Here is a 25,562-nt window from a genome sequence, read left to right as displayed (position 1 = left end):
CGCCCGCCGACCGCTGGATCGCGGGCGAGCTCCTCTGGTAGAGGCTCGCGAGGGACTTCTGCCGTCACAGGCCTCATGTCGGATTTCACAGATCTCGTCGCACGTGCAGTCAACCCGTCGATGAGTCGGGAAGAGCGCGATGCCGTCTACAACGTCGTGCGCCAGGCCGTTCTACGTCTGCAGGAACGTGAGAACCTCGATCCGCGCGACCCACGGCGCAGCCTGCAGCGGCATCTCGTCGAGGAGACGATCCGCGACATCGAGATCGATATCGTCCGGCACCTCACGCTGAAGAAGCTGGCCGAGGTGGCCGCCCGGCAGGACGCAGAGGCCGAAGCGCGATCCGGGCGCCACCGCTGATCCCACCTTAGCCGTAGGCGGCAGCAGCGCGCACGCTGCCCGGCTCGGCCACGCCGATCCCGGCCGAGACGTACTCGTTGAGCTTGTTGCGCAGGGTGCGGATCGAGATGCCGAGGATCTTGGCTGCATGCGTGCGATTGCCGAGGCAATGGTCCAGCGTGTCGAGGATCAGGTCGCGCTCCACGTCGGCAACCGTGCGGCCCACGAGCCCGCGCGTCGCGGCCTCGGCGACCTGAGCCGCCCGTTCGGCCGGTCCGACGACGGCGCCGATCGCATCGCCCTCCGGCGTAAGGACCGCGTCCTCACCGATCTCCGCACCGGAGGCGAGCAGGACGGCACGGTGGATCGTGTTCTCCAGCTCGCGCACGTTGCCGCGCCAGGGGCTCTTCGTGACGAGCGCCGTCGCCTCGCGCGAGAGCGGACGGACCGGCAGGCCGTTGGCCTCGGCGTATTTCTTCGCGAAGTGCCCGGCGAGTTCCATGATGTCAGCCGGGCGCTCGCGGAGCGCCGGGATGCGCAGATGGACGACGTTGAGCCGATAATAGAGATCTTCGCGAAACGTGCCCTTCTTGACCTCTTCGGCGAGCTGCCGGTTCGACGTGGCGAGCACGCGGATGTCGACCTTCACGGGGGCCGAGCCGCCGACGCGGTCGATGACACGCTCCTGAAGCGCGCGCAGCAGCTTGGACTGCAGGCGCACATCCATTTCCGAGATCTCGTCGAGCAGCAGCGTGCCGCCATTGGCCTCCTCGAAGCGGCCGATACGGCGAGCGACAGCGCCGGTGAAGGCGCCCTTCTCGTGGCCGAACAGCTCGGATTCAAGCAACGCCTCGGGTATCGCGGCGCAGTTCACGGAGACGAACGGCTTGCTCGCCCGGTTCGAGCGCGCGTGGACGTGGCGGGCGAGCACCTCCTTGCCAGTGCCGCTTTCGCCGGTGATCAGCACGGAGGCGTCCGAGCGGGCGATCTGCTCAGCGAGCTTGACGACGCGCTCCATGGACGGATCGCGCCAGACGAAGCTGCGGCCATCGGCGGCAACGGCCTCGAGCACCGCTGCGATCATTTCCGGATCGGGCGGGAGCGGAATGTACTCCTTCGCGCCGGCCTGGATCGCGGCGACCGCCGCCTTCGCATCCGAGGTGATGCCGCAGGCGACCACCGGGGTGCGGATGCGCTCCTCGGCCAGCGCAGTGACGAAGCGACGGATATCGAGGCTGACCTCGATCATCACCAGGTCGCCGCCGCGTGCACGCAGCACCGCGAGGCCCTGCTCGATGCCGTCCGCGTGGGTCACCGCGGCGCCGCGGTTCATGGCGATCTTCGAGGCGGTGACGAGCTCTCCCGAGAGCCGTCCGACGATGAGGAGCCGCATGATTCAGACTTTCGGTTCGCGCAGCAGGCCTCGCGGCCCGGCGCCGTGTCAGTGATCGTTCTTGATGATCTCGGTCATGGTGACGCCGAGGCGCTCCTCGACGAGGACGACCTCGCCGCGTGCGACGAGGCGGTTGTTCACGAAGATGTCGATGGCCTCGCCGACCTTGCGGTCGAGCTCCAGCACGGCGCCGGGCTCGAGGCGGAGCAGATCACCGATCGGCATGCGCGAGGAGCCGAGCACCGCGGAGACGACGACCGGCACGTCGAAGACCTGTTCGAGATCCGAGGCGGTCTTCGGCGTCGTGGGCGCGTCGAGCACGGATTCCGGGCCGGCTCCGTCGAAGGATTGATCCAGCTCTCCGAGCTGCGGCAGGTGGAAATCGTCGCCAGCCATGATGGAGGTGCCTCAACCGAACCGTGATGTGAGAATGCCCGCGGCGTCGAGCGCCGCGGCTTCGACCCGTGCGCGCTCGCGGACGATGCCGCCGTCGGCCCATTCGATGCGCGCGTCACCCTCTGGAAGCTCCGGCTCGCCGAGCACCACGAGGCGGCCCTCGAAGCCGCGCTCGCGGGCGAGCCGCTTCATCAAGGTTTCCGCCTCATCGACGATGGCGTCGTTCACGCGCACGACGAGGTGCGGGACGCCGCGCACGTGCTGGAGGGCAGAGCGTGCCGCCTCCTCGACGGCAGCGAGAGGGCTCGCGGCGAGAGCATCGCCCGCGAGCTTGCGGGCCAGCGCCGTGGCAAAGGTGATCGCCTGGTCCTCGCGCTCGGCATCGCGGGCATCGGACTGGGAAAGCAATCCGGAGGCGGCGAGGGCGAGGCGGTTCAGCGCGTCGGAGAGCCGGGCCTGGGCCTGGGCGTGAGCCTGGGCGCGGCCCTCTTCCAGCCCGCGGGCATAGGCCCGCGCCTCGGCATCTGCGACCGCCGCAGCCTCGCGCGCGGCGCCCTGAGCGTTCGGCCGCCGGAAGTCCGTGTCGAACAGGAACGGGCGCGAGTTCAATAGACCAGCTCCTCTTCGCCACCGTTCTTGGCGATCATGATCTCACCCTTCTCGGCGAGCTCCTTGGCGAGTTCGGTCATCTTGGCCTGTGCCTCATCCACCTCCTTGAGGCGGATCGGACCCATCGATTCCATCTCGTCGGTGAGGTTCTTCGCGGCACGGGTCGACATCTGGGCCATGAAGAAGCCGCGCACGCGCTCGTCGGCGCCCTTGAGCGCGCGGCAGAGCGTGTCATTGTCGACCCTGCGCATCAGCGTCTGCACCGAGCCCGGATCGAGCTTGAGCAGATCCTCGAAGGTGAACATGAGTTCGCGGATCCGCTTGGCCGACCCGCGGTTGCCCTGGTCGAGGGCGGCAAGGAATCGCGTCTCGGTCTGTCGGTCGAAGGCGTTGAAGACGTCGGCCATGAGCTCGTGCGCGTCGCGGCGCGTGCTCTGGGCGATGGTCGAGACGAACTCGACGCGCAAAGTCTCTTCGATGTGGCGCAGGGCCTCCTTCTGCACCGTCTCCATCCGCAGCATGCGGTTGAGCACATCGATGGCGAACTCTTCCGGCAGGATGGTGAGCACGCGCGCCGCGTAATCGGGCCGAACCTTCGAGAGCACGACGGCGACGGTCTGCGGGTACTCGTTGCGCAGGAAGGCGGCGAGGATGTCGGGGTCGATCTGGGTCAGGCTGCCCCAGACGCGCTTGGCCGAGGCGCCCTTGATCTCGGCCATGATCGACGTGACCTGCTCGGCCGGGAAGATCTTGAGCAGCAGGGACTCGGTTCGCTCGTAGTTCGAGGTGATGCCGCCACCGGATGGCAGCCGCGACACGAAGTCGACGATCAGCCGCTCGATAGTCTCGGCCTCGAGCGAGCCGAGCTGCACCATCGCGTGCGAGACCTTCTTGACCTCCTCCTCGTCGAGCAGGCGCCAGATCGCGGCGCCCTCGGCCTCGCCGAGCAGCAGCAGGAGCGTCGCGGCGCGCTGCGCGCCCGTGAGCTGATCGAAGCCAGCGCCGGAATCGGAATTCAGGGTAGCGAGGCTCAGGCCGGCAGCCATGACGGGTTCCTCTCAGGACGGGATAGGGAGGCGCTCATCTCAGTTGTCGTGGATCCAGTTGCGCAGAACCTCGGCAGTCTCGTTCGGGTTAGCCCGCACCATGTCGACCACGCGCTCGACGGTCTCGGCCTGGATCTTCCCGTTCAGCTTGGCGTGTTCGAGAAAGGTCGCAGTGCGATTCTCGACGGCGATCGCGGGCACGTCGATCTCGGGGCCGCCGGCCGTGGCCGCGACAGGACCGGCGAGCATCGCTGCAGGGGCATCCGATTCGAGGACGCGCTTCACGAGCGGACGGACGACGGCCATCAGGACAAGCACCGTGAGCGCGGAGAGCACCGCGAGCTCAACCCAGCGCATCACGTCTTCCTTGCTCGGCGTGAGCAGCGACTGCATCAGCGACGGCTCGACGAATTCGGGGCTCGACGGCGCCTCGGCGAAGCGCAGGTTGACCACCTCGACCTGATCGCCGCGCGCCTTGTCGAAGCCGATAGCGGTGCGCACCAGCGCCGTGATCCGGTCAATCTCCTGGGCCGGACGCGGCTGGTAGGTGGGCTTGCCGTCTGCGCCGGGCACGTAGACGCCATCGACGAGCACGGCGACCGACAGGCGCTTCACACGGCCGGCCTCAACCACTTCGGTCTTGGTGACGCGGGAGATCTCGTAATTCGTGGTCTCCTCGTTCTTCTGGCTCTGGTCCTTCTGGCTCGGCTGCTTCTCCGGCTGATTGGCCCCGGGAAGTTCGTTGCCGACGGTGACCTGTCCTTCGCTGCCGCCCGTCAGCGAATTCTCGCTGCGAGTCTGGCTGGAGCGCACGACGCGGCTCTCGGGGTCGAAGGTCTCCGAGCGGCTCTCGATGCGGTTTACGTCGAGATCAGCTGAGACCTGCACGCGGGCGCGGCCCTGACCGACGACGCCGGCGACGATCTCCTCGATCTGCGAGCGCAGTCGGCGCTCGATCCCGGTCTGCTTCTCCTCGTATCCCACCGCACCGTCGGCCTCGGCGCCGCGCGCGCCGTCGGCCAGCAGCCGGCCGCGCTCGTCGACGATCGAGACACGCTCCGGCTTCAGGCCCTCGACGGACGAGGCCGCGAGGTGGCGGATCGCGCGCACCTGGGAGGAATCGAGGTCACCCGCGAGTTTCAGGACGATCGCGGCGCTCGGGGCCTCGCGGTCGCGCTCGAACAGGCGGCGCTCGGGCAGGACGAGATGGACGCGTGCCGCCTGTACGCGGCCAATGGCGCGAATCGAGCGGGCAAGTTCGCCCTCGAGGGCGCGCAGGTGGTTGACGTTCTGGACGAAGCTCGTCGACGAGAAGGCGTCGCCCTTGTCGAAGATCTCGTAGCCGACGCCGCCCTGCTGCGGCAGGCCCTTGCCGGCGAGGTCCATGCGGAGGCGTGCGAGATCCTGGCGCGGTGCGAGGATGGTCTGGCCGGCATCGCCCCTGGTCTCGTAGGCGATGCCGCGCGAATCGAGGTCGCGGATCACCGAGGCCGAATCCTGCATCGACAGGTCGGAGAAGAGCACGCCCATATCCGGGCGCGACATCCGCAGGATCACGAAGGCGAAGAAGCCGATCAGGGTCAGCGTCACCGCCGCCATGGCGGCGAGCCGTGCCGGTCCGAGCTTCGTCACCAGTTCGAGGACCGACTTCACCGACCGTACGCCCACGAAAGCGATCGCGGCGCCCCGCGGCCCGCTCGGCAAGATTTGCCGGGTCCATGGTTAGCGGGTGGTTAAGAAAGCTCTCCTCGGGCCCGGAAACGGAAAGAGCCGCGCCCGCATGTGCGGACACGGCTCAGCCTTGCAGAATGACTCTTCCGGCGGCCCGAGGGCCGTTCCTCAGTGACGGTAGTGCTGGATGCGCGTGGTGCGCAGGCCGGCAAGGCCGTGCTGATCGATGGAGAACTGCCAGCTCAGAAATTCTTCGGTGGTCAGGGTGTAGCGCTGGCAGGCCTCTTCGAGGCTCAGCAGCCCGCCGCGGACGGCGGCCACGACCTCCGCCTTGCGGCGGATAACCCAACGACGGGTGGAAACGGGGGGAAGGTCCGCGATCGTCAGCGGGGACCCGTCTGGCCCAATGACGTACTTCACTCTCGGGCGCGGTGTCTCGGTCATGCTACGCTCTACACTCGACTGACCTGTCGAGACGGAAGCTACTTGCGCCCGCTTAAAATATGTTGAAGCGGCCTGCTCGAATGTGATTCGAATTTGCGTACAATATGTGGAAAACATCCTAAGCGCCTGCCGCAGAGAGGTTTTTCACGCTCGACAGCGGCAACTTCGCCGTTCCGACCGAGAGCACGGGTTCACTTCCGCTGAGATCCACGCTGTCGACAGTACCGGTCACGGACGTGCTGACTGCGACTGTCGCACCGGTGGCGTCCGAGGCGTCGACCTTGATGGAATAGGTTCCGTCGGCCTGGGTGAATCCGGACGAGCCACGGCCGTCCCAGCTGTAGGACTGGGGGCCTGCCGCGAGCGTCGTGGACTGGGTGGCGACGACGTTGCCGTTGGCGTCGCTAATCGTGATGGTGGCCTTCGTCGCCGCGCGGGCAGGCGTTAGCGTCCAGGTCGCGTCACCGTCCGACAGCGTAGATTTCGTTCCGTCCGCGGTGATTGTCTTGCCGATGAAGCTCGAGGCGGTTGCCGAGGCGGAAGCCTTGGCGTTGGTGAGGATCGAATCGAGGCGGTCGTTGGTCTTGAGCTGCTGCTCGACGCCAGCGAACTGCACCAGCTGCTGCGTGAACTGGTTGGTATCCATCGGATCGAGCGGGTTCTGATTCTGAAGCTGCGTCGTGAGCAGCGTCAGGAACTGCTGGAAGTTGCCGGCGATCGCCTGGGTGCTCGCCCCTGCCGCCGCGGAGGACGAGGCTGTACTGGCAATGTTGGAGATGCCTGAGGCCATGAGCGTGTCTCCTTAAATTCGGATGTCGACGCGACCGAGCCCGGCGAGCGAGCGAAGCGGCACGAGGTCGATGGGGGTCTGGTCGGTCCCGGCCTGCTGGCCGGTGCGATCGGATTGGCTGGCACCGTGTTGCTGGCCGTTGGCGCCGAAGGCGTTGCCGTTGCCCTGCCCAGTGCCGTCGCCGCGCAGGGAGAGGGCGATACCGGCGCTGGCGTCGAGGCCGGTCTGGGACAGAGCCTGCTGGAGGCTCGACGCATCTCGCTGGAGGAGCGCGAGCGTCTCCGGCCGATCCACGACGAGGCGCGCACCGACGGTGCCGCTCTGTTTGTCGATGTCGATCGATACGTCGATGCGGCCGAGTTCCTTCGGATCGAGCCGGATCTCGAAGCGATTCGACTCACCGAGCGCGCGCAGCCCAATCGTCATCGGCACGGCACCGAGCGGCACCGGAGCCGCGGCTGGTGTGGCGGCCGCCTGCTGATGCGCTGCCGCGGCGGCCTTGGCCTCTGTCGGCGCAGATGAGGCCGCGGGTGCCCCGGCAGCGGCAACAGCATCGGCAGCCGGTGCGGCAACCTGCTGGGCTGCATCGGGCTGAGCCGCTGCGGCCGCGTCGCCGAGCATCGCCTGAAATTCGGGCTTGGCCGTGCCTGCAGCGTTAGATGCCGCACCGGGCTTGAGGTCGGATGTCGCTGCCCCCTTCGTAGCGCCCTGATCGGTCTCGATCTCGGATGCATCCTCGGTCATCGCATCGCCACCACCAAGGGTCGTCGCGGGAGGCGGCGGGGGAGCGGCAGCAGGCGGAGAGACGAACAGGGCAATGATCGAGGACGTATCGGGCAACGCGCTCGCCTCGGGCGCCGAAGCGGGTGCAGGTTCACCGCCGGCCGCGTCCGACGTTCCGAGACCCTCGGCTGTCAGTTCACCTTTCGATGTTTCGGCGGTCTCCCGCTGCGCATCAGCGGCGCCCTGCGTTTTGCCAGGTTGGCCGGGTCCTGTCGGCTTCCTCGGGGCATCGGGACGATCGGCCTGCTTCGCCTCGGGCTTTGCCTCTGTGCCGCTTTTGGCCCGCGCCGGATCGTCCTGCCGCCCGGGCGGGTCGGCCCGGGAGCCTCGCGTCTTTGTGGCATCAGCGTGGTCGGATGGGTGCCGCGTCTGAGTAGCCGGCCGCTCGGATGCATCGACAGCGAAACGCTCGCGTCCGCTCTGGCCTGCAGAGCGCGGATCGGCGGCGTCCCGACGCAGGCCTGATGCGCGCAGACGCATCTGGTTCTCCACCACATCCTTCAACGTCAGCGACATCCGGCGCGCACTCCTTCACCGGGACATCAGCAAGCGCCGAGCCATTCCAGAGATTTTATAAGCTATTGATTTTCATAGACTTCGCATGAACGACTTGTCGGCATGCTCGGATGAGATTGCCGCAGCCCGGCAGATTCTTCCCGGCGCGGCAGTTCTCGCTCGGGCCGCCGCAGCGCGGGCAAGCCGCATCACGTCGTTTGACAGCTATGTCTCTGTGCCGTCACGGGATCGCTGGAAACCCGGCATCCAGACCGCTATACCCAGCCGCATCCGGCTCGGCCGGCCGTATGCTGCCGTGATGAATTCGCTCGATCTTCCGAAGCCTCCCGACGAGACACGCGTTGTCGTCGCCATGTCCGGCGGCGTCGATTCCTCTGTCGTGGCCGGATTGCTGAAGCGCGAGGGCTACGAGGTCGTCGGCGTCACGCTGCAGCTCTACGACCATGGCGCCGCGATCCATCGCAAGGGCGCCTGCTGCGCTGGGCAGGATATCAACGATGCCCGCCGCGTGGCCGAGGCGTTGGGCATCCCGCATTACGTGCTCGATTACGAGGACCGCTTCCGCGAGGCGGTGATCGACCGCTTCGCCGAGAGCTACCTCGCCGGCGAGACGCCGATCCCCTGTGTCGAGTGCAATCGCTCGGTCAAGTTCCGTGATCTGCTGGGCATGGCCCACGATCTCGGTGCCGACGCCCTGGCGACGGGTCACTACGTCGCGAGTCGCCCGCGGGCGGGGGGAGGGCGCGACCTCTACCGTGCGCTCGATCCGGCCCGCGACCAGAGCTATTTCCTCTACGCGACCACGTCCGCTCAGCTCGACTTCCTGCGCTTCCCCCTCGGCGAGATGGGCAAGGACAAGACGCGCCGGCTCGCGCGCGACTTCGGCCTGTCTGTCGCGGAGAAGGCCGACAGCCAGGACATCTGCTTCGTGCCCCAGGGCCGCTACGCCGACGTGATCGCCAAGCTGCGCCCGGATGCGACCCGCCCTGGCGAGATCGTCGATCTCGAAGGACGCGCTCTCGGTCGTCATGAAGGCATCATCCATTACACCATCGGTCAGCGCCGAGGCCTCGGCGTCGCGGCCTCGGCGCCGCTCTACGTCGTGCGGCTGGAGCCGGAGACCGCCCGCGTCGTGGTCGGCCCCCGCGAGGCGCTAGCGACGAGTCGCATCCGGCTGGACGATGTGAACTGGCTCGGCGAGCAGCCGCTGCAGGAGCTTCGCGGCGCTGAAGTCGCCGTGCGCGTCCGTTCCACGCGGCCGCCGCGGCCGGCGCATCTCGACTGGAACGCCGAGGCCGGCTGCGCCGAGGTCGTGCTGGCGACGCCGGAGGACGGCGTCTCCCCCGGCCAGGCCTGCGTGATCTACGCCGACACCACTGAGCGGTCCCGCGTCCTCGGCGGAGGCACCATCCGCCGCGTCCAGTCGCACGCGGCCGCCGATGCCGGCGCCCGGGCCGCCTGACGCGCCAAAAGCATCCTTCCGGAGACAATCGACCACATGCGGAGCGAGCGAGTGCCCGAGGCGAACACGGCCGGACCCAGCACGGCCCTGATGCGCAAGGCCTATGCCCGCTGGGCGCCGGTCTACGACGTGATCTACGACAAGCTCACCGAGCCTGCTGCCCGTGCCGCCGTCGAGGCAGCCGTCGAGCATGGGCCCCGCATTCTGGAGGCCGGCGTCGGCACCGGCCTGTCGCTCGGCTACTATCCCAAGGGAAGCTTCGTCTGTGGCGTCGACCTGTCCGAGGACATGCTGAAGCGCGCCCGGGCCAAGGTGCTCCGCCGCGGCCTCGCCCATGTCCACGGCCTTCAGGTGATGGATGTCTGCCGCCTCGGCTATGCCGACAATTGCTTCGACGCCGTGGTCGCGCAGTTCCTGATCACCCTGGTGCCCGACCCCGAGGCGGCGCTCTCCGAGTTCCTGCGGGTGGTGCGGCCGGGCGGCGGCATCATCCTCGCCAATCATTTCGGGCAGACCAATGGACCGGTGGCGCGGGTCGAGGAAATCGTTGCACCGCTCTGCACCAAGATCGGCTGGTCATCCGATTTCAAGTCGACGCGGATCGAGGCCTGGGCGCGCCGCAACAGCGTCGAGTTCATCGGCGTCGCACCAACCTTCCCCGGCGGGTTCTTCAAGATCCTGCGGATGCGGAAGGCAGGCTAGCCAACAGCACACGCAGCACCGCCATGACCAGCGCCGAGGAGCCGCGCCCGGAGACACCGCGCAGGGCGTGGTTGCGCTGGCTGCCGCTCATCCTGCTCGTCTGCATCTCGCTCGCGATCCTCGTCTCAGGTGGAGCGCACCTGCTCGACATGGACAGGTTGATGGCCTCACGCGCCTGGCTGCATGAGGCCGTCGCGGACAATCGACCGCGGGCGATCGCGGCAGCGGCGGCCGTCTACGTCGCCTGCGTGGTTGTCTCGGTGCCCGCGAGCCTCGTGCTGAGCATGATCTGCGGCTTCCTGTTCGGCACGGTGACCGGTGCGCTGACGGCGATCGCCTCGGCGACCACGGGGGCGGCGATCGTCTTTTCGATCGGGCGCTACGCGGCGCGCGATATGCTCCTGCGCCGTGCCGGCTCCCGGCTCGGGCGGCTCGCCGAGGGTTTTCGGCGCGATGCCTTCGGTTACGTGGCCTTCCTGCGGCTGCTGCCCCTGTTTCCGTTCTGGATGACCAATCTCGGGCCAGCCATCTTCGGCGTCCGGCCGCGCACCTTCATCCTCGCCACGCTGCTCGGCCTGACGCCGGGCGCCTTCGTCTACGCGGCCACGGGGGCCGGGCTCGAGGAGATCGTCGGTGCGCACGAGGCTGCCAAGACCGCCTGCCTCGCCCGAGGCGATGCCGCCTGCGATGCCGCGCTCGACCTGCGCGGCCTCGTCACGCCGGGCATGATCGCCGGCCTCGTCGCGCTCGCGGTGTTCGCGCTGCTATCGGTCGGTTTGCGCCGGTGGCTGGCCAGAAGAGGCCTGCAGGCCTGACTTCCGGACCGATGACGGACGGGAGGGCGGGAGGAATCACCGGAACAGGCGAGACCTAGCCGGTTCCCAATACGCAAGGCCTCGGCAAGAACGCGACGGCTGCGGCCGTCCGAGGCCGCTGCCTACTCTGCGGCGGCGAGCGTCATCTCCGGCACGGTGACGCCGATGTCACGCAGCAGCGCCGCATCCTCGTCGCCCTCGTTGTTGGCCGTAGTGAGCAGGCGCTCGCCGTAGAAGATCGAGTTGGCGCCGGCGAGGAAGCACAGAATCTGCGCCTCGCGCGTCAATCCTTTGCGTCCGGCGCTGAGACGTACGCGGGCCTTCGGCATCACGATACGGGCCGTAGCACACATCCGCACGAGGTCGAGCGGATCAACCGGCGGCCGATCCTCCAGCGGCGTCCCCTCGACAGCGACCAGCGCATTGATCGGCACACTCTCGGGATGCGGCGCGTGATTCGCCAGCAGTTGCAGCATCTCGACCCGGTCGCGCACCCGCTCGCCCATGCCGACGATGCCGCCGCAGCAGACGCCGATGCCGGCCTGCCGCACGTGGTCGAGGGTCTTCAGGCGGTCCTCGTAGGTCCGCGTCGAGATGATGTCGCCGTAGAATTCAGGGCCGGTATCGAGGTTGTGGTTGTAGGAGGTCAGCCCCGCCTCGGCGAGCCGCTCGGCCTGTGAGGCGGTGAGCATGCCCAGCGTCACGCAGGCCTCCATGCCCATGCCCCGCACGCCGCGCACCATGTCGAGCACCTGGTCGAATTCCGGCCCGTCCTTCGGCTGGCGCCATGCGGCACCCATGCAGAAGCGGTGCGCGCCTTGAGCCTTCGCCGCGGCAGCCTCGCGCAAAACGGCCTCGACCGGCATCAGGCGCTGGCGCGTCATGCCGGCTTCCTTGTGGTGAGCCGATTGCGGACAATAGGCGCAATCCTCTGGGCAACCGCCGGTCTTGATGGAGAGAAGCGCGGCGCGCTGGATGTCGGCCGGGTCGTTATGCGCCCGATGCACCGTGCCGGCGCGATGGATGAGATCCAGCAGCGGCAGGTCGTGAATGGCCTGTACCTCGGCCAGCGTCCAGTCGTGACGGATCGCGTTGGTGTCGAGGCGGGAAAGGGGTGTCGGCTCGGTCATGCGCCCATCAGGCGAATCCCAGCCCGAAAATCAAGCCGGGGTGGCTACAACCAGCCGAGCTTCGGTTGCCGACGAACGGCAACAATCCTAAATCGACGCTCCCCGCAGCCGATGCGCCTGTGACGGTATCGCGAGCTCGAACGGGCCTGCTTGGCAGTGGGGCTTGCAGTGACGGAGCGGCCGCGGACCAGTTCTCTGCGCCGCATCTGTGAGGCTCAGTGGGCCGAGTCGCTGCCGGAGTGTCGGGCGCGCGGGGAACAGGAACCGCGGTCCCGGCGCATGGCCCACAGAATTCTGTCGGATCTGTCTCACGGCGAGACGCCGAACGCGGGGGTGTGAGAAGCTTCATTCACGCTTCCGCGCAACTCTAGGCCCGACACGGGGAACCCTCTGCGTCCTGTTGCGTCTCTTCGGGCCATTGATCATGCGGCGCCTTCTCACAGGCGGCATCAAGGCGATTCTCGCCATCGCCGCTCTCTCCACCGCGGCCCATTGGGCCCTGCGCATTCAGCGCGACCCGGCCGACTCCGCGCCGGCACCGGCCATGGCCGCGATCCCCGATCCCGTCACCACGGGCTCGATCACCCCGCGCAAGGTCGAGCGCGCCAACGCCATGTCGGAATCTGTCACGCAGGGTCTCGACCAGGGTCACCTGCTCAAACTGATCTCCAGCACCACACCCGAGAGGGCGCAGAAAGCCGTCGTCGCGAAGCGCTGAGCCTCTTCAGCGCGCCGGCCTGCCCCATCCGTCGAGCGGCGCCAGCCGGGGCTCCTCGGCGAGCACGGTCACAGCTGCTTTTCGGCGCCGCGAGAACAACTGCGTCAGCTCAGTCAAATTGGGCGTCGCCGCATCGCCCATTCCGTAGACCGTCCGATCGAGCGCCGACAGCGCGGCCGCCGCGTCCGGGTCGGCGCGCCAAACCCGCGCGAGGTCCGGCTCGGCCTGCATCGCCCGCCCGAGTGCCGCACGGAACGCGACGGCGTCACCCGCTGCCGCGGCGCGGCGCAACGCCTGCCGCCCGCCGCGGCTGAGGCGCAGGACCGGCCGGCGCGCGCCGAAGCCGATGAGCGCCAGCCCCAGGCCAAAGGCCGCCAAGGCGGCTGCCGCAATCGTCGCCCAGGAGGCTGGACTCGGCGGCTTCAGGTCGTCCTCGCGGTCGGGCAGGCCACCGCCGATCTGGCGGGCAGGAATCTCTGTCACACGCATGGTGCGCGAGAGGGTGTCGTACCAGGGGATCTGGATGCCCTCGAGGGCGATCACCTCGGGGACACCCTTCTTGAGGTCCCACTGGTAGGTTGCGCGTGCGACGGGACCGCTCGGCGTGATGATGGTCTCGCGCTTCACCGGTCCCGCGAAGGTGACGATGCCGCGGGTGCGCATGATCGGCCGCGGCGGCAGGCCTTCGGCGAGCATTCCCTGCGCTTCGAGGGTCACGATGCGGCGTGCAGTGTCACCCTGGTTGACCGTCTCCGGGTCGGGATCCCAGGAATCCGTGATCGTGACGTCGCGGGCCGGCAGCCACCATGGCTCGGGCGCATCCGGGCCGCCGGTCTCGGCCGTCCATTTGGCGACAGGAAACTCGATCGGCTCCGAGCGCACCTCGACGAGCTTGCGTTCGCCATTGTCGTTGATGGTCAACTTGTGGACGAACGGCTCGATGGTGAAGGTGCCGGTGTGCTGCGGAAAGATCGCGACCGTGCGCTCGAACTGGAGCGCCATCTGTCCATCCGGCAACTGCGTGCGGCTCCAGCTGTCGCGGCCGAGCTGGGTCCAGGAGAAATTGGTCAGGGCCGGCTGCCGCACGTCTTCGAGCAGGATCTGCGTGCGATAGACCCCACGCAGCTTCAGCAAGACCATCTCGCGGGCATAGGGCTGCGCGTTGCCGGAGAGTTCCGGCGTGACCGTGAGGGTCAAGTCGCCCGGCTCGATGGCGCGGGCAGGGATTTGTCCAAGGAGGAGTGCGAGCAGCACTGCCAAAACCCTTCCCATACTGTGGGCGAGGGTTCGCTGTGCGAGAACTCTCAGAAACGTCACCACGGGTTGCTGCCTCCCGGAATCGCCGTTCCGGCCTCGATCCGGCGGGCCTGCTCGGCCTTCAGCCGCAGCTTGAGGAAGCGGCCAGGCTCGTCCGGCAGGGTCTGAAGCCAGAGCCGGTCCGGGTGAATCTCGTGCGCCTCGAAGCTCTTGGTAACGCGGCGGGCCTCGCGCTCGGGCGCGGCGGCAACCATGGCGGAGCCGGCGCCTTGGCGGCCGCGGCCGGCAGCGTCGCTGGCCGACCCACGCGCCTGGCCCTTGCCGGAATCGACGGATTGCTGCTCCGAGCGGCCGCGACGGGCGACCGGGCTATTGCCGGGCAGCGACTCACTGGAGCCGGCCTCCTTGTTGCCGGCGAGGCCTTCGCCGCTCGAGGTGGCCCTGATGTCGTCGGCCTTGTCCTGGTTCTGGGTGTTGCCGAAGCGGGCGCTGTACTGGGCCGAGGCGTTGGCGATGCCACCTCCCTTGCCGCGGTCGATCTCCTCCTCGAGCAGCTTGGCGACGAGGGAGCGGTTGGCCTGCGCGTCGGCGTCACGCGGGTTGTAGGCGAGGGCTTCGTCGTAGGCATCGACAGCGCCTTGGAGGTCGCCCGAGCGGGCCAGCGCGTTCCCGAGATTGTAGGCGCTGCGCTTTCCCTGCGCCCGGAAGATCGCGATCGCTTCGGCGTAGCGGCCGGCCTCGTAGAGGGCAGCGGCCCGCCAGCCGTCATTGGTCATCACGTCAGCCGCCATGGATGGCAGGCCGCCGGCCATCAGTAATCGGCCGAAGCTCGTGCGGGGATCATAGACGAGGACGAGCGACAGGATGGCTGCTCCCACCACTCCGAGCCCGGCGATGCGTGCGTATCGCTGCAAGCGCCGCCGGATCGCCGGCCGTCGGAAGGGCAGGGCAGCGCGGAACAGGCGATGGTCGGGGGCGGCGGCCATCAGGCGCTCCTCCGGAACAGGACCAGTGCCGGCAGTAGCGCCAACAGCAGCAGCCAGCGGCCGAGATCTTGGAAAGCGAGCACGCTGTAGCCGCCGGCGGCGAGGTGCTGCGCCGTGCTCGCACCGACGCGGTCGAGCACGGGCTCGGCCGAGTCGATATCCGCGACCCGGCCTCCGCCTTCCGAGGCGAGTCGATCGAGGGCGGCGCGGTCCGGCTTCGGTGTGCCCGGCATCAGGGCCCTGCCGGCGGGAACGAAGAGGGCGTGCAGGTGCCAGCCCTTGTCACGAATGGCGGCGGCCTCGCGCTCGGCAGCCTGGCCGATACCGTCTCCGTCGCTGATCAAGACCACGTCGGCCGCCACGACATTGGCCTCGCCGAGGATCTTCCGGGCGAGGGTCAGGCCGCGCTCGGGGTGGCTGCCGCGGTCGGGCACGGTATCGGAATCGAGCGCGAACAGCGTGGTGCCGATCGAGTCCCGGTCGGTGGTGGGCGAGACCGCAGTGTAGGCATCGCCCGCATAGATCACCAGGGCGACCGAACGGCTGCCGGCGGCCTGCGCCACCGCCTCGGCCGCCTGCCGGGCTTCCTTGAATCGACCGCCCTCGGTGACCGAGCGCGAGACGTCGAGCACCACCACGGTGGCGTCGAGGTTGCGGAAAGTCGACGCGTTGGGGCGCTCGAAGGCCGGCCCGGTCAGCGCAAGCGCGATCAGCCCGGCAGCGACGGCCGCGACGATGTTGGCCTGGCGGCGGCCACCGAGCACGGCCCCGCGCTGCGCCAGCATCGCCATCAGCGTCGGATCGACCGCCTTGACCCAGTCGCCAAGCGGTGCCGAACGCCAAGCTGCACGCAGGGCGAGCAGGGCGATGACAGGGATGGCGATGAGCCAGAGGGGACGGAGAAGGGCGTAGGCGTCGAGGCTCACTGCACACTCCTGCCTGTCGCATCGTCATTGCGGGCCGCACGCGAGGCAATCCAGAGCCAACGCTCCGCCCTCGCGGGTACAGTCCCGGACTCCTGCGATGCGCTTGCCATGACGCTCATCCGAATCACGCGTCCCGCCTCACAGCGAGCAGCCCGCAGGCGCAGAGCAGGGCGAGCGCAGCCGGCCAGGGCCAGAGGTCGCGCCACAGCGGCACTGGGGGGGCCTGGGCGCGGCCGCCTTCGAGCTGGTCGATGGAATCGGCGACCGCGTTCAGGTCGTCCGTGGTCTTGACCCGGAACGCCTTGCCGCCGCTGATCTCCGCCATTTCGCGGAGCGTCTCGACGTCGACGACGTCCTGCTCGTTGTTCGGATTGTCGGCCATGTCGATCGGCCCGAGGGCGATCGTGTAGACCCTGACGCCGAGCTCCTTGGCCAGGGCTGCGACGTCCTTCGGCGCAGTCTGGCCCGCATTGTTGGCGCCATCCGAGAGCAGCACCACGACCTTGTCGGAGGCTGGCAGCGGCCCGCCCACATCGGCGCTCGCGACTTGGGCGGGCGCAAGCCGCTTCAACGCGAGGCCGAGCCCGTCGCCGATCCCGGTCGAGCGGCCGACCAGGCCGATATTCGCCTCCTCCAGTGTGCGCGCCACGGAAGCGGTGTCGAAGGTCGGCGCGGCAGCCACATAGGCCTGGTCGGCGAAGGCCACGAGACCAATTCGGTCGCCCGCACGGCGGCGGATGAAGCCGGCACCCACACGCTTGACCGCCGCCAGCCGGCTCACGGTTTCGCCATCGAGCGAAAAGTCCTTGCGCTCCATGCTGCCCGAGAGATCGAGCGTCAGGATGATCTCGCGCCCCGAGGCGGGCAGGGCATTGGCCGAGAGTACGATGCGCGGACCGCTAAGCGCCGCGACAAGGGCGATCCAGAGTGTCCAGATCAGCCAGATGCGTCGGCGGCCCCGAGCGATCACGCTCTCGCCGCGATCGGCTCCGCCGACGAGGGAGTGCGGCACCCGCAGCGCCCCGCTGGTTCCCTCGCGCTCGGCCGGCATCAGCCGGGCGAACAACAAGGGTGCCGGCAGCAGCAGGAGCGCGTAGGGCGCAGCGAGGTCGAAGGCCGAGACGAGGGCGGAAAGCCAGGACGGCATGTCAGCCCTTGATCCGGGAGAAAAGGCGGGCGAGTTCGGCATCGATCGCGGCCGGGTCGATCACTCCGGGGCGGCGATACAGGCCGTCGACGAGCACCTGGCCCGCGCCGCGGCTGAAGAAATCGGTCGAGAAGGTGCGATCGAGCGTGCCGGCCCAGGCGGTGCCGCGCGTCGTGGCAGCTTCGTCGCCGGCGAGCGTGCGGACCACGCGGCGCAAGAGCCCGGCCTGCGCAGTCAGCCGCGCCTGCGGCTCGAGGCTTCCGGCGAGGCTCAGTTCGCGAAGCGCTGCGCGACGCACGGTGGCGCGCCTGCGCGCCAGCAGAAGGCGCACAGCGCCGAGGATCAGCGCAGCGGCGAAGCCGAGCGCGATCGCGGCGATGATCTCACCCTGGAGAAGGCTGCCGCCGCCGGTGGGGAGGTGCAGACCACGGAGGGCGGAGAGATCGGGATTCATGGCTGCACCTGCCACTCTCCCCAGCGAGCGAGGAGAGGGGATGGCGTCGCGGACAGCTCGCGCTCACAGCATCGCATCGAGCCGCTCCATCAGGGGCGCATAGGCCTCCGGTCCACTCTCGACGTCGATGCGCAGGCCCTCGATGCCGCGGCGGTGCATGTCGGCGAGGCGGTCGTCGGCCGCTCGGAATTGATTCTCCCGGCGCGTCGCCTGGATGGTGCCGCGCTGCCCGTCAGGCGTCGCGAAAGGATAGTAGCCGGGCATCCGAATGCGCTCGAATGCGTCCGAGACCAGCAGCAGCCGGATCGAGAGACGCTCGGCGAGGATCGTCAGAAGGCTATCGAAATCCGCCCCCGGCGCGTCGAGGGCCGTCGCCATCACAAGGTGTCCGCCGGACGGCAGCAGCGACCGGGCGAGCGTCAGCATCGCGCCAAGCGGTGGGTCGTCCTTGGCCGAGGTCCCGAGCGCTACGGCATGGGCCTGTGCCATCGCGCCGGTGACCGCGATCATCGCGCGCTCGCCGCCACCAGGTCGGATCACCACCGGCTCGCCCGCGCCCGCAACGATCAACCCGACGCGGCCGCCATCGCCGACGACGCGCCAGCCGAGCAGGGCCAGGGCCTCGGCAGCGGCGACCGAGCGCAGCGCGCGTCGCGTGCCGAACAGCATGGACGGGCGGAAATCGGCGAGCAGAACCACGGCCCGGTCGCGCTCGTCGTGATGGGTGCGCACATGCAGCTCGCCGGTGCGCGCGGTGGCATTGCGGTCGATGAAGCGCATGTCGTCGCCTTCCGACCACAGGCGAACGTCGTCGGGCTCGGAGCCGCGCCCGCGCTTTTTGGTGACGATGCCGCCGGGCAGCCCGGCCAGCGTGCGGGACGAGGGCGAGACACCGCGCCGGGCGAGATGGCGCAGGCCCATCAGCGTCTCACCGGACAGGTGAATGCCGGGGGCCTGGAAGGCATCGGACGGGGCAGGGGAGCCGGTCATGACGGGAGGCGAAACCTCCGCATCCCATTCACATCCTCCTCCCTGGATGCCGCGCAAGCAGCCTCCGAGGAGAGGTTCAGATACCGCAGGGCTATCTGCAGCCTTCCATCGAGGCTGACGCTGCGCACCAGCGCCTGGTGACGAGAGGCAAGGCAGGATGCAAGAATCCGCATCGCCCTCAAAGCGCCCGTGTCTGCGCCACGAGCCCCTCGATGATGCCGCGTGCCGTGCGTCCTTCGGCCGCCGCCCGCCAAGTCAGTCCGATGCGGTGGGCAAGCGCGTCGCTCGCCAGAGCGGCGACGTCCTCGGGAATGACGTGGTCGCGGCCGTGCAGGTAGGCCCGTGCCTTGCCGGCGACCATCAGGGCGAGGGTGCCGCGAGGCGAAGCCGGGTGCTCGATGGCGGCGCGCAGTTCGGGCGAGACGGAATCGCCTCGCGTTCCGGCGACGAGCCGCACGAGATAGTCCTTCAGGGCCGGCGAGACGTAGGTGGCCAGGGCCGCCTCGCGCGCCGCGCGGATTTCCTCCAACGAGAGCTTCACCGTCATCGCATCCGCGTGATGGGTCAGCTCTCCCTCAACGAGGTCGAGGATTTTCCGCTCCGACGCCTCGTCGGGCATGTCGACGACGATGTGGAGCAGGAAGCGGTCGAGCTGGGCCTCGGGCAGCGGGAAAGTGCCGGCATGCTCGATCGGGTTCTGCGTCGCCACAACCATGAAAGGGTCCGGCAGCCTGTGGGTGTGGCCGGCCACGGTGATCTGGCTCTCGGCCATGGATTCGAGGAGAGCCGACTGCACCTTGGGCGGAGCGCGGTTCACCTCGTCGACTAAGATAAGAGAGTGGAAGAGCGGGCCGGGCAGGAACTCGAAAATCCCGGCATCCTGGCGCCACACCGTCGTGCCGGTGAGATCGGCCGGCATCAGGTCGGGCGTGCACTGGACGCGCGCGAAGGAGCCGTCGAGCCCCTCCGACAGGCGCTTCACCGCGCGGGTCTTGGCGAGACCCGGTGCGCCCTCGATCAGCAGATGGCCGCCGCTCAGCAGGCCGATCAGCAGCCGCTCGACGAGGCCGGTGCAGCCGATCAGGCCGTGCTCGAGGCCGTCGCGCAGGGCGAGGATACGGGAATGCAGCCCTCCGTCGGAGGATGGCGCGGCAACAGGGCGCTCGGCCAAGGTCGCACCGCTCATGAGTGCTTCGCCCGACTGGACAGGGCAGGGCCGATCATCGGCATATGACGCGTCTCCTCGATATGGCTTCTTATGAGGGCCACATGCAGCGGATGTGCCCGTTGCCTGGGCCGGGCGTCAATCCCGGGAAGGTCAGGCGCGGCCGATCCGGTCAATTTGCCCGCGGGAGAACAGAGGCTATCGCCTTCACCGAACCGTCATGCCGCCGAGCCATGCAGAGCCGATGCCCGGTCCTTTTCCATCCCCCACCCCGGAAGCCCTCAACTCGGCGGTGAGCCTTGTCGTCGCCTTCGGCCTCGGCACGCTGATCGGCGCTGAGCGGCAGTACAGGCAGCGCACCGCAGGGCTGCGGACGGCAGTGCTCGTCGCTGTCGGCGCTGCGGCCTTCGTCGATCTCGGGATGCGGCTGACCGGCGGCGACGGGGCGACGCGCACGGTGGCCTATGTCATCTCCGGCATCGGTTTCCTCGGCGCCGGCGTCATTATGAAAGAGGGCATGAACGTGCGTGGCCTCAACACGGCCGCCACGCTCTGGTGCTCGGCCGCAGTCGGCGCCTTCGCTGGTGCGGATCTGCCGCTTGAGGCCGCCTTCGTCACTGCCGCGGTTCTCGCCGGCAACACGCTGCTGCGGCCGCTCGTCAACCTAATTGACCGCATCCCGATCGACGAGAGTGCGACGGAGGCAACGTACGAGGTGCTGGTGACGACGGAGGCGGGATCGGCAGGCCCCGTGCGCGATCTCCTCGTCGGGCGGCTGGAGGCGGCATCCTATCCCGTGAGCGGCGTTGCGGTGGAGGAACGCGGCGAGGAGGTGGTCGAGGTGGTCGCCACGCTCACTGCAACGGCCGTCGATTCTAGGGAGCTCGACGCGGTGGTGGCTGAACTCGCCAGGCAGCCAGGGATCCGGCACGCGACTTGGTCGGTGCAGACTGGCGATTGAGGCGCCATCCGTCGCGGCTCGGGCGGGAACCGGCGCCCAGGCTCTTTCGTATCCCGCACCCGTGCGGGCAGCGCCAGCCTGGGAGCATGGCCTCACAAGGAATCGATCATGACAGGGGCGAGAAAGACCGCGCTGATCGTGGGGGCCTCGCGGGGCCTCGGCCTCGGGCTCGTAGACACCTTCCTCGCGCGCGGGTGGCAGGTAACGGCGACCGAGCGCACGGCATCGCCGGGGCTCGCAGCTCTGGACGGTGACGCGCTCACCATCGAATCGGTCGATATCGACGACGATGACGCTGTTTCCGAGCTTCGCACGCGTCTCGGACAGAAGAGCTTCGACCTGATCTTTGTCGTCGCTGGGGTAGCGACTCGGATCGACGACCCGCTTCATAAGGTCCCGCGGGAGGTCGCGGTCCAAGTCTACCTGACGAATGCCGTCAGCCCGATCCGTTTCGCGGAGGTTTTCGTCGACCGCGTATCGCCGGGCGGTACCATCGCGTTCATGAGTTCGATCCTCGGCAGCGTTTCGCTGAACGAGGCCGGCGGCTCGGACACCTATCGGGCCAGCAAGGCCGCTCTGAATACCTACGCCCGTACTTTCGAGAGCCGCCACCGCGCGCGACCCTTCGGCGTACTGCTGATGCACCCCGGCTGGGTGAGTACAGACATGGGAGGCGTCGGGGCAGACTTGGACGTCGCCACGAGCGTTGCAGGCATGGCGGATGTCATCGAGAGCCGCTCGGGCCAGCGCGGCATTGCCTATCTCGACTACGCTGGGCGGACGCTGGCCTGGTAGGATTCTGAGAATCGCGGTGGTGTCATCAGCCGTTCGTGCGTTCTTTCACCTCGATCACCCTCCGTACAAACAACTGAGACTGTGATGCGGCGAGAAAGCGCACAGTCGGGCCACGAGCTTCCAGCATCCATCCGTACACCAAGCTGTTTGTCCGTTGCCTCACCGGCTCAATTGCGCCGCGTCGGACAACTCGACGCCAAAACTGCATTTAAACCTACCATATGCGACGCTGCCCTACCGTTCGCTCATACCCTAACTCGCGCTTGCCGCGCGACATGCGCTCTCAGCATGCGATAAAGCGAATCCTTCCAAACGGTTTTGCTACGTTAATTCGTTATAGTGCAGCGCAGCATAACAATTGTGCGCGGCACTGCCAGCTTGACCTTTAGTATTCCGTGCACAGCGACTTGACCGTGTCTTTGTCGCAGGCTGCTGAAGCGAGTTGACGGCGTCGGTTTTTTTCTTAGAGTTCGTTCAAGCTTCGGATCCAAGAGGGGCTCGCCCAGGGATGGCGACCCTAGCCCGACAGGTGCTTTTACGCTTTGCGTTGAAGGACTTGTCGCGAGCTGCCGCGGCGAAACTCGATCCCTGTCGTAAACAACGGGCCAACCTACGCTTGCGGTGTGATGCCGATGGGCGAGGCAATAAGGCTTGTCGGAGGAATCCATGAGAGCGGTACATCTTCTCGCACTGGGTGCGGGCCTCGCGGCGGCGACGCCGGCGCTCGCAAACGAAAGCGTCCTGAAGGGCATCGCCAACCCGGCGGAGCAGGTGCTTCAGACGGTTGACTATGCCAACACCCGTTATTCCAAGCTCGACCAGATCAACGCCTCGAACGTGAAGAACCTCCAGGTTGCCTGGACCTTCTCCACCGGCGTGCTGCGCGGCCACGAGGGCTCGCCGCTCGTCGTCGGCAACATCATGTACGTTCACACCCCCTTCCCGAACATCGTCTACGCTCTGGACCTGGACCAGGGCTCGAAGATCGTCTGGAAGTACGAGCCGAAGCAGGACCCGGCTGTTATCCCGGTGATGTGCTGTGACACGGTGAACCGTGGTCTGGCCTATGCCGACGGCGCCATCCTCCTCCACCAGGCTGACACCACGCTCGTCTCGCTCGACGCGAAGACCGGCAAGGTGAACTGGTCGGTGAAGAACGGCGATCCGTCCAAGGGTGAGACCAACACCGCCACCGTTCTCCCGGTGAAGGACAAGGTCATCGTCGGTATCTCGGGTGGTGAGTTCGGCGTGAACTGCCACGTCACGGCCTACAGCCTGAAGGACGGCAAGAAGATCTGGCGCGGTCACTCGCAGGGCCCGGACAGCGACATGCTGATCGACCCGGAGAAGACCACCTCGCTGGGCAAGCCGGTCGGCAAGGACTCTTCGCTGAAGACCTGGGAAGGCGATCAGTGGAAGACGGGCGGCGGCTGCACCTGGGGCTGGTACAGCTACGATCCCAAGCTGGACCTCTTCTACTACGGCTCGGGCAACCCCTCGACCTGGAACCCCAAGCAGCGTCCGGGCGACAACAAGTGGTCGATGACCATCTGGGCACGTAACCCGGATACCGGCGTCGCCAAGTGGGTCTACCAGATGACCCCGCACGACGAGTGGGACTTCGACGGCATCAACGAGATGATCCTCACGGATCAGAAGGTTGACGGCAAGGAACGCCCCCTGCTGACGCACTTCGATCGTAACGGCCTCGGCTACACGCTCGATCGCGCCACCGGTGAGCTCCTGGTCGCCCAGAAGTACGACCCGGCCGTGAACTGGACCACGGGCGTGGACATGAAGACCGGCCGTCCGGCCGTCGTCGCCAAGTACTCGACCGAGCAGAACGGCGAGGACGTGAACTCGAAGGGCATCTGCCCTGCGGCTCTCGGCTCCAAGGACCAGCAGCCTGCGGCTTACTCGCCGAAGACCCAGCTGTTCTACGTGCCCACCAACCACGTCTGCATGGACTACGAGCCCTTCAAGGTTTCGTACACCCCGGGTCAGCCGTACGTTGGCGCCACCCTGTCGATGTACCCCGCGCCGAACAGCCATGGCGGCATGGGTAACTTCATCGCTTGGGACGGTGTGAAGGGTCAGATCAAGTGGTCGAACCCCGAGCAGTTCTCGGCCTGGGGCGGCGCGCTCGCCACGGCTGGCGACGTGGTCTTCTACGGCACGCTGGAAGGCTACCTGAAGGCCGTCGACTCGAAGACGGGTAAGGAACTCTACAAGTTCAAGACCCCGTCGGGCATCATCGGCAACGTGATGACCTACGAGCACAAGGGCAAGCAGTACATCGCCGTCCTGTCGGGCGTCGGTGGCTGGGCCGGCATCGGCCTCGCGGCCGGCCTGACCGACCCGAACGCTGGTCTCGGCGCGGTCGGCGGTTACGCCGCTCTGTCGAGCTACACCAACCTCGGTGGTCAGCTGACGGCGTTCGCTCTGCCGAACAACTAAGTCGCACTTGAGACGTGACTAATGGGTGCCGGCGCGGGTTTCCGCGCCGGCACCTTTATGATTATGTCCTGACGTTCAAAGTTGGCGCGGTGGCTTTTGTTGCAGCGCAATAACAAACTGGGAGAAACCCGTTGCTCTATACGAAGAAGTCCGCGCTCGGGATGGCCGCAGCCGCCCTTGCATTCGGGATGGTGGCGACCGCTGCTGTGCGAGCCGAGGATGCCAAGCCTGCCGACGCATCGCTCGCCAACAAGCTCGATCCCAATGCCAAGGAAATCGACGACAAGGTTCTCGCGGCCAGCGCGGCTGTGAAGGTCGAGGACGGCAAGTACAAGGACAAGGACGGCGATCCCACCTTCCACATCGTCAATGACGGCAAGAAGGTCGACTGGTTCACCTATTCCGGCTACCGCCGCTACCACGCCGAGTGCCACGTCTGCCACGGCCCCGACGCCATGGGTTCGACCTACGCTCCGGCTCTCAAGGATTCGCTGAAGCACCTGAACTACAGCGAGTTCATGGGCATCCTCGCCGGCGGCAAGCAGGACGTGAACTCGTCCGACCAGAAGGTCATGCCGGCCTTCGCCGACAACAAGAACGTCATGTGCTACGCGGACGATCTGTATGTCTACCTGCGCGCGCGGGCTGCCGGCGCCTGGGGTCGTGCGCGCCCGGGTGAGAAGGAAGAGAAGCCCGACTCCGCCAAGACGACCGAGAAGGAGTGCCTGGGCGGCTGATGCTTATCCGCGCATCGCTTCACGCAGCGCTCAGCGCGCTCCTGCTGGGGACAGTAGGAGCGCGCACCGCTTTGGCGCAGCATCTGCCCGACATGGTCACCACGGACACGCTGCGTGTCTGCTCCGACCCCGGAAACATGCCGTTCTCGGAGCGCAAGGCCGACGGGTTCGAGAACAAGATCGCCGAAATCATCGCCGACGAGCTCAAGGTCAAGCTCCGCTATTACTGGCTGACGCAGGGCCCCGGCTTCGTTCGCAACACCCTCGGCACAGGCCTGTGCGACGTCATCATCGGCACGTCCGGCGGCGACATCATCCAGCCGACCAATCCCTATTATCGCTCTGCCTACGTGCTGATCTCACGTCAGGGCGAGCTGTCGGGCGTCACGTCACTCGACGACCCCCGGCTGAAGGACAAGCAGATCGGTATCGTCGCGGGCACCCCGCCCGCGGACCGGATCGGCGCCCTCGGGCTGACAGCACAGGCGCATTCCTATGCAGCCTACTCATTCGGATCGGACCGCAAGTTTCAAACCGTCGCCGCCGAGATCATCGCCGACGTGGCGTCGAAAAAGCTCGACGTCGCCCTGTTGTGGGGGCCGGCCGGCGGATGGCTGGCAAAGCAGAGCGGCGTCGCGATGGACGTGGTTCCCCTGCTGAAGGAGCCCGACCGGCCGCCAATGGCCTTCCGCGTCTCCATGGGCGTGCGCCAGAACGAGAACGATTGGAAGCGCACGCTCAACACTGTCCTGCGCAAGCGCAAGGCGGATATCGAGAAGGTACTGCGGGAGTACCACGTGCCACTCCTCGACGAGGAAGAGAACAAGCCTCTGAGTTCGTCAGCAGAATAAGCACCACCGCCGCCATTCCGGC

At 67.5% G+C, this 25,562-nt stretch carries 26 protein-coding genes; 10 read left to right on the top strand and 16 right to left on the bottom strand.

Going from position 1 to position 25,562, the window contains the following annotated elements:
- Window positions 1-75 precede the first annotated feature (75 nt).
- Window positions 76-360 (top strand): hypothetical protein, encoded by a 285-nt coding sequence (locus tag MGN01_RS02655; RefSeq protein WP_147045029.1) that lies wholly within the window; start codon window positions 76-78, stop codon window positions 358-360.
- Window positions 361-367: 7 nt separating this feature from the next.
- Here the strand turns inward: MGN01_RS02655 and flbD are convergent, their stop codons facing one another.
- The 8 genes from flbD to MGN01_RS02615 form a co-directional block, all read right to left on the bottom strand.
- On the bottom strand, window positions 368-1,732 hold the full coding sequence (flbD, locus tag MGN01_RS02650) for a sigma-54-dependent transcriptional regulator FlbD (protein WP_147045028.1): 1,365 nt from the start codon (window positions 1,730-1,732) through the stop codon (window positions 368-370).
- A 48-nt stretch (window positions 1,733-1,780) separates the two neighbouring features.
- The gene (gene fliN / locus MGN01_RS02645; RefSeq protein WP_147045027.1) at window positions 1,781-2,128 is read right to left on the bottom strand and encodes a flagellar motor switch protein FliN; all 348 of its coding nucleotides are present in this window, start codon (window positions 2,126-2,128) and stop codon (window positions 1,781-1,783) included.
- A 12-nt stretch (window positions 2,129-2,140) separates the two neighbouring features.
- Entirely contained in the window at window positions 2,141-2,737 is a 597-nt protein-coding gene (locus tag MGN01_RS02640) for a FliH/SctL family protein (RefSeq protein WP_147045026.1), read from the bottom strand.
- Window positions 2,734-3,783: a flagellar motor switch protein FliG gene (fliG, locus tag MGN01_RS02635; protein ID WP_147045025.1), complete on the bottom strand. Its 1,050-nt coding sequence runs from the start codon at window positions 3,781-3,783 to the stop codon at window positions 2,734-2,736. Before fliG ends, MGN01_RS02640 begins: the two co-directional genes overlap by 4 nt.
- A gap of 39 nt (window positions 3,784-3,822) precedes the next feature.
- Window positions 3,823-5,436, bottom strand: coding sequence for a flagellar basal-body MS-ring/collar protein FliF (fliF, locus tag MGN01_RS02630; protein WP_147045269.1), 1,614 nt, complete (start codon window positions 5,434-5,436; stop codon window positions 3,823-3,825).
- A 186-nt stretch (window positions 5,437-5,622) separates the two neighbouring features.
- A complete protein-coding gene (sciP, locus tag MGN01_RS02625; RefSeq protein ID WP_147045024.1) occupies window positions 5,623-5,898 on the bottom strand; it encodes a CtrA inhibitor SciP in 276 nt (91 codons plus the stop codon).
- Window positions 5,899-6,016: 118 nt separating this feature from the next.
- A complete protein-coding gene (locus MGN01_RS02620) occupies window positions 6,017-6,688 on the bottom strand; it encodes a flagellar hook assembly protein FlgD (protein WP_147045023.1) in 672 nt (223 codons plus the stop codon).
- Between the two features lie 12 nt (window positions 6,689-6,700).
- Window positions 6,701-7,987, bottom strand: coding sequence for a flagellar hook-length control protein FliK (locus MGN01_RS02615; protein WP_147045022.1), 1,287 nt, complete (start codon window positions 7,985-7,987; stop codon window positions 6,701-6,703).
- A 298-nt stretch (window positions 7,988-8,285) separates the two neighbouring features.
- On the opposite strand from MGN01_RS02615, the gene mnmA reads away from it, so the two are divergent.
- Genes mnmA through MGN01_RS02600 form a run of 3 tightly spaced genes read left to right on the top strand, consistent with a single transcriptional unit; the run spans window position 8,286 to window position 10,966 of the window.
- Complete coding sequence (gene mnmA / locus MGN01_RS02610; protein WP_147045268.1) at window positions 8,286-9,449, top strand: tRNA 2-thiouridine(34) synthase MnmA; 1,164 nt, start codon at window positions 8,286-8,288, stop codon at window positions 9,447-9,449.
- A gap of 36 nt (window positions 9,450-9,485) precedes the next feature.
- Window positions 9,486-10,151 (top strand): class I SAM-dependent methyltransferase, encoded by a 666-nt coding sequence (locus MGN01_RS02605; RefSeq protein WP_147045021.1) that lies wholly within the window; start codon window positions 9,486-9,488, stop codon window positions 10,149-10,151.
- Window positions 10,152-10,174: 23 nt separating this feature from the next.
- On the top strand, window positions 10,175-10,966 hold the full coding sequence (locus MGN01_RS02600; protein WP_147045020.1) for a TVP38/TMEM64 family protein: 792 nt from the start codon (window positions 10,175-10,177) through the stop codon (window positions 10,964-10,966).
- A gap of 122 nt (window positions 10,967-11,088) precedes the next feature.
- Here MGN01_RS02600 and bioB read toward each other — a convergent pair whose 3' ends face one another.
- The gene (bioB, locus tag MGN01_RS02595) at window positions 11,089-12,096 is read right to left on the bottom strand and encodes a biotin synthase BioB (protein ID WP_147045019.1); all 1,008 of its coding nucleotides are present in this window, start codon (window positions 12,094-12,096) and stop codon (window positions 11,089-11,091) included.
- A 424-nt stretch (window positions 12,097-12,520) separates the two neighbouring features.
- Here bioB and MGN01_RS02590 point away from each other — a divergent pair, with 424 nt between their 5' ends.
- Complete coding sequence (locus tag MGN01_RS02590; protein WP_147045018.1) at window positions 12,521-12,814, top strand: hypothetical protein; 294 nt, start codon at window positions 12,521-12,523, stop codon at window positions 12,812-12,814.
- A 6-nt stretch (window positions 12,815-12,820) separates the two neighbouring features.
- On the opposite strand, the gene MGN01_RS02585 is transcribed toward MGN01_RS02590, so the two are convergent.
- From MGN01_RS02585 to MGN01_RS02555, 7 genes are all read right to left on the bottom strand, one after another.
- Complete coding sequence (locus MGN01_RS02585; protein ID WP_147045267.1) at window positions 12,821-14,086, bottom strand: BatD family protein; 1,266 nt, start codon at window positions 14,084-14,086, stop codon at window positions 12,821-12,823.
- 41 nt (window positions 14,087-14,127) lie between these two features.
- On the bottom strand, window positions 14,128-15,057 hold the full coding sequence (locus MGN01_RS02580) for a tetratricopeptide repeat protein (protein ID WP_147045017.1): 930 nt from the start codon (window positions 15,055-15,057) through the stop codon (window positions 14,128-14,130).
- A complete protein-coding gene (locus tag MGN01_RS02575) occupies window positions 15,057-15,983 on the bottom strand; it encodes a VWA domain-containing protein (RefSeq protein ID WP_147045016.1) in 927 nt (308 codons plus the stop codon). Before MGN01_RS02575 ends, MGN01_RS02580 begins: the two co-directional genes overlap by 1 nt.
- Before the next feature lie 124 nt (window positions 15,984-16,107).
- On the bottom strand, window positions 16,108-17,130 hold the full coding sequence (locus MGN01_RS02570; protein ID WP_147045015.1) for a VWA domain-containing protein: 1,023 nt from the start codon (window positions 17,128-17,130) through the stop codon (window positions 16,108-16,110).
- 1 nt (window position 17,131) lies between these two features.
- Window positions 17,132-17,584, bottom strand: coding sequence for a DUF4381 family protein (locus tag MGN01_RS02565; protein ID WP_147045014.1), 453 nt, complete (start codon window positions 17,582-17,584; stop codon window positions 17,132-17,134).
- A gap of 63 nt (window positions 17,585-17,647) precedes the next feature.
- Entirely contained in the window at window positions 17,648-18,574 is a 927-nt protein-coding gene (locus tag MGN01_RS02560; protein ID WP_373319190.1) for a DUF58 domain-containing protein, read from the bottom strand.
- A gap of 178 nt (window positions 18,575-18,752) precedes the next feature.
- The gene (locus MGN01_RS02555; protein WP_174804546.1) at window positions 18,753-19,760 is read right to left on the bottom strand and encodes an AAA family ATPase; all 1,008 of its coding nucleotides are present in this window, start codon (window positions 19,758-19,760) and stop codon (window positions 18,753-18,755) included.
- A gap of 223 nt (window positions 19,761-19,983) precedes the next feature.
- On the opposite strand from MGN01_RS02555, the gene MGN01_RS02550 reads away from it, so the two are divergent.
- The 5 genes from MGN01_RS02550 to xoxJ all read left to right on the top strand — a co-directional run bounded on the left by MGN01_RS02550 (window position 19,984) and on the right by xoxJ (window position 25,540).
- Window positions 19,984-20,700: an MgtC/SapB family protein gene (locus MGN01_RS02550; protein ID WP_147045013.1), complete on the top strand. Its 717-nt coding sequence runs from the start codon at window positions 19,984-19,986 to the stop codon at window positions 20,698-20,700.
- 108 nt (window positions 20,701-20,808) lie between these two features.
- Window positions 20,809-21,495: an SDR family oxidoreductase gene (locus tag MGN01_RS02545; RefSeq protein ID WP_147045012.1), complete on the top strand. Its 687-nt coding sequence runs from the start codon at window positions 20,809-20,811 to the stop codon at window positions 21,493-21,495.
- A gap of 666 nt (window positions 21,496-22,161) precedes the next feature.
- Window positions 22,162-23,952: a lanthanide-dependent methanol dehydrogenase XoxF1 gene (gene xoxF1, locus MGN01_RS02540; protein WP_147045011.1), complete on the top strand. Its 1,791-nt coding sequence runs from the start codon at window positions 22,162-22,164 to the stop codon at window positions 23,950-23,952.
- Window positions 23,953-24,113: 161 nt separating this feature from the next.
- The gene (locus MGN01_RS02535; protein ID WP_147045264.1) at window positions 24,114-24,689 is read left to right on the top strand and encodes a c-type cytochrome, methanol metabolism-related; all 576 of its coding nucleotides are present in this window, start codon (window positions 24,114-24,116) and stop codon (window positions 24,687-24,689) included.
- Complete coding sequence (xoxJ, locus tag MGN01_RS02530; RefSeq protein WP_147045010.1) at window positions 24,689-25,540, top strand: rare earth element methanol dehydrogenase accessory protein XoxJ; 852 nt, start codon at window positions 24,689-24,691, stop codon at window positions 25,538-25,540. Before MGN01_RS02535 ends, xoxJ begins: the two co-directional genes overlap by 1 nt.
- Window positions 25,541-25,562: the final 22 nt, after the last annotated feature.

It is taken from the genome of Methylobacterium gnaphalii, assembly GCF_007992215.1.
In the GTDB taxonomy this organism is placed as follows: Bacteria; Pseudomonadota; Alphaproteobacteria; order Rhizobiales; family Beijerinckiaceae; genus Methylobacterium; species Methylobacterium gnaphalii.
This window is presented reverse-complemented; position numbering and strand designations above follow the sequence as displayed.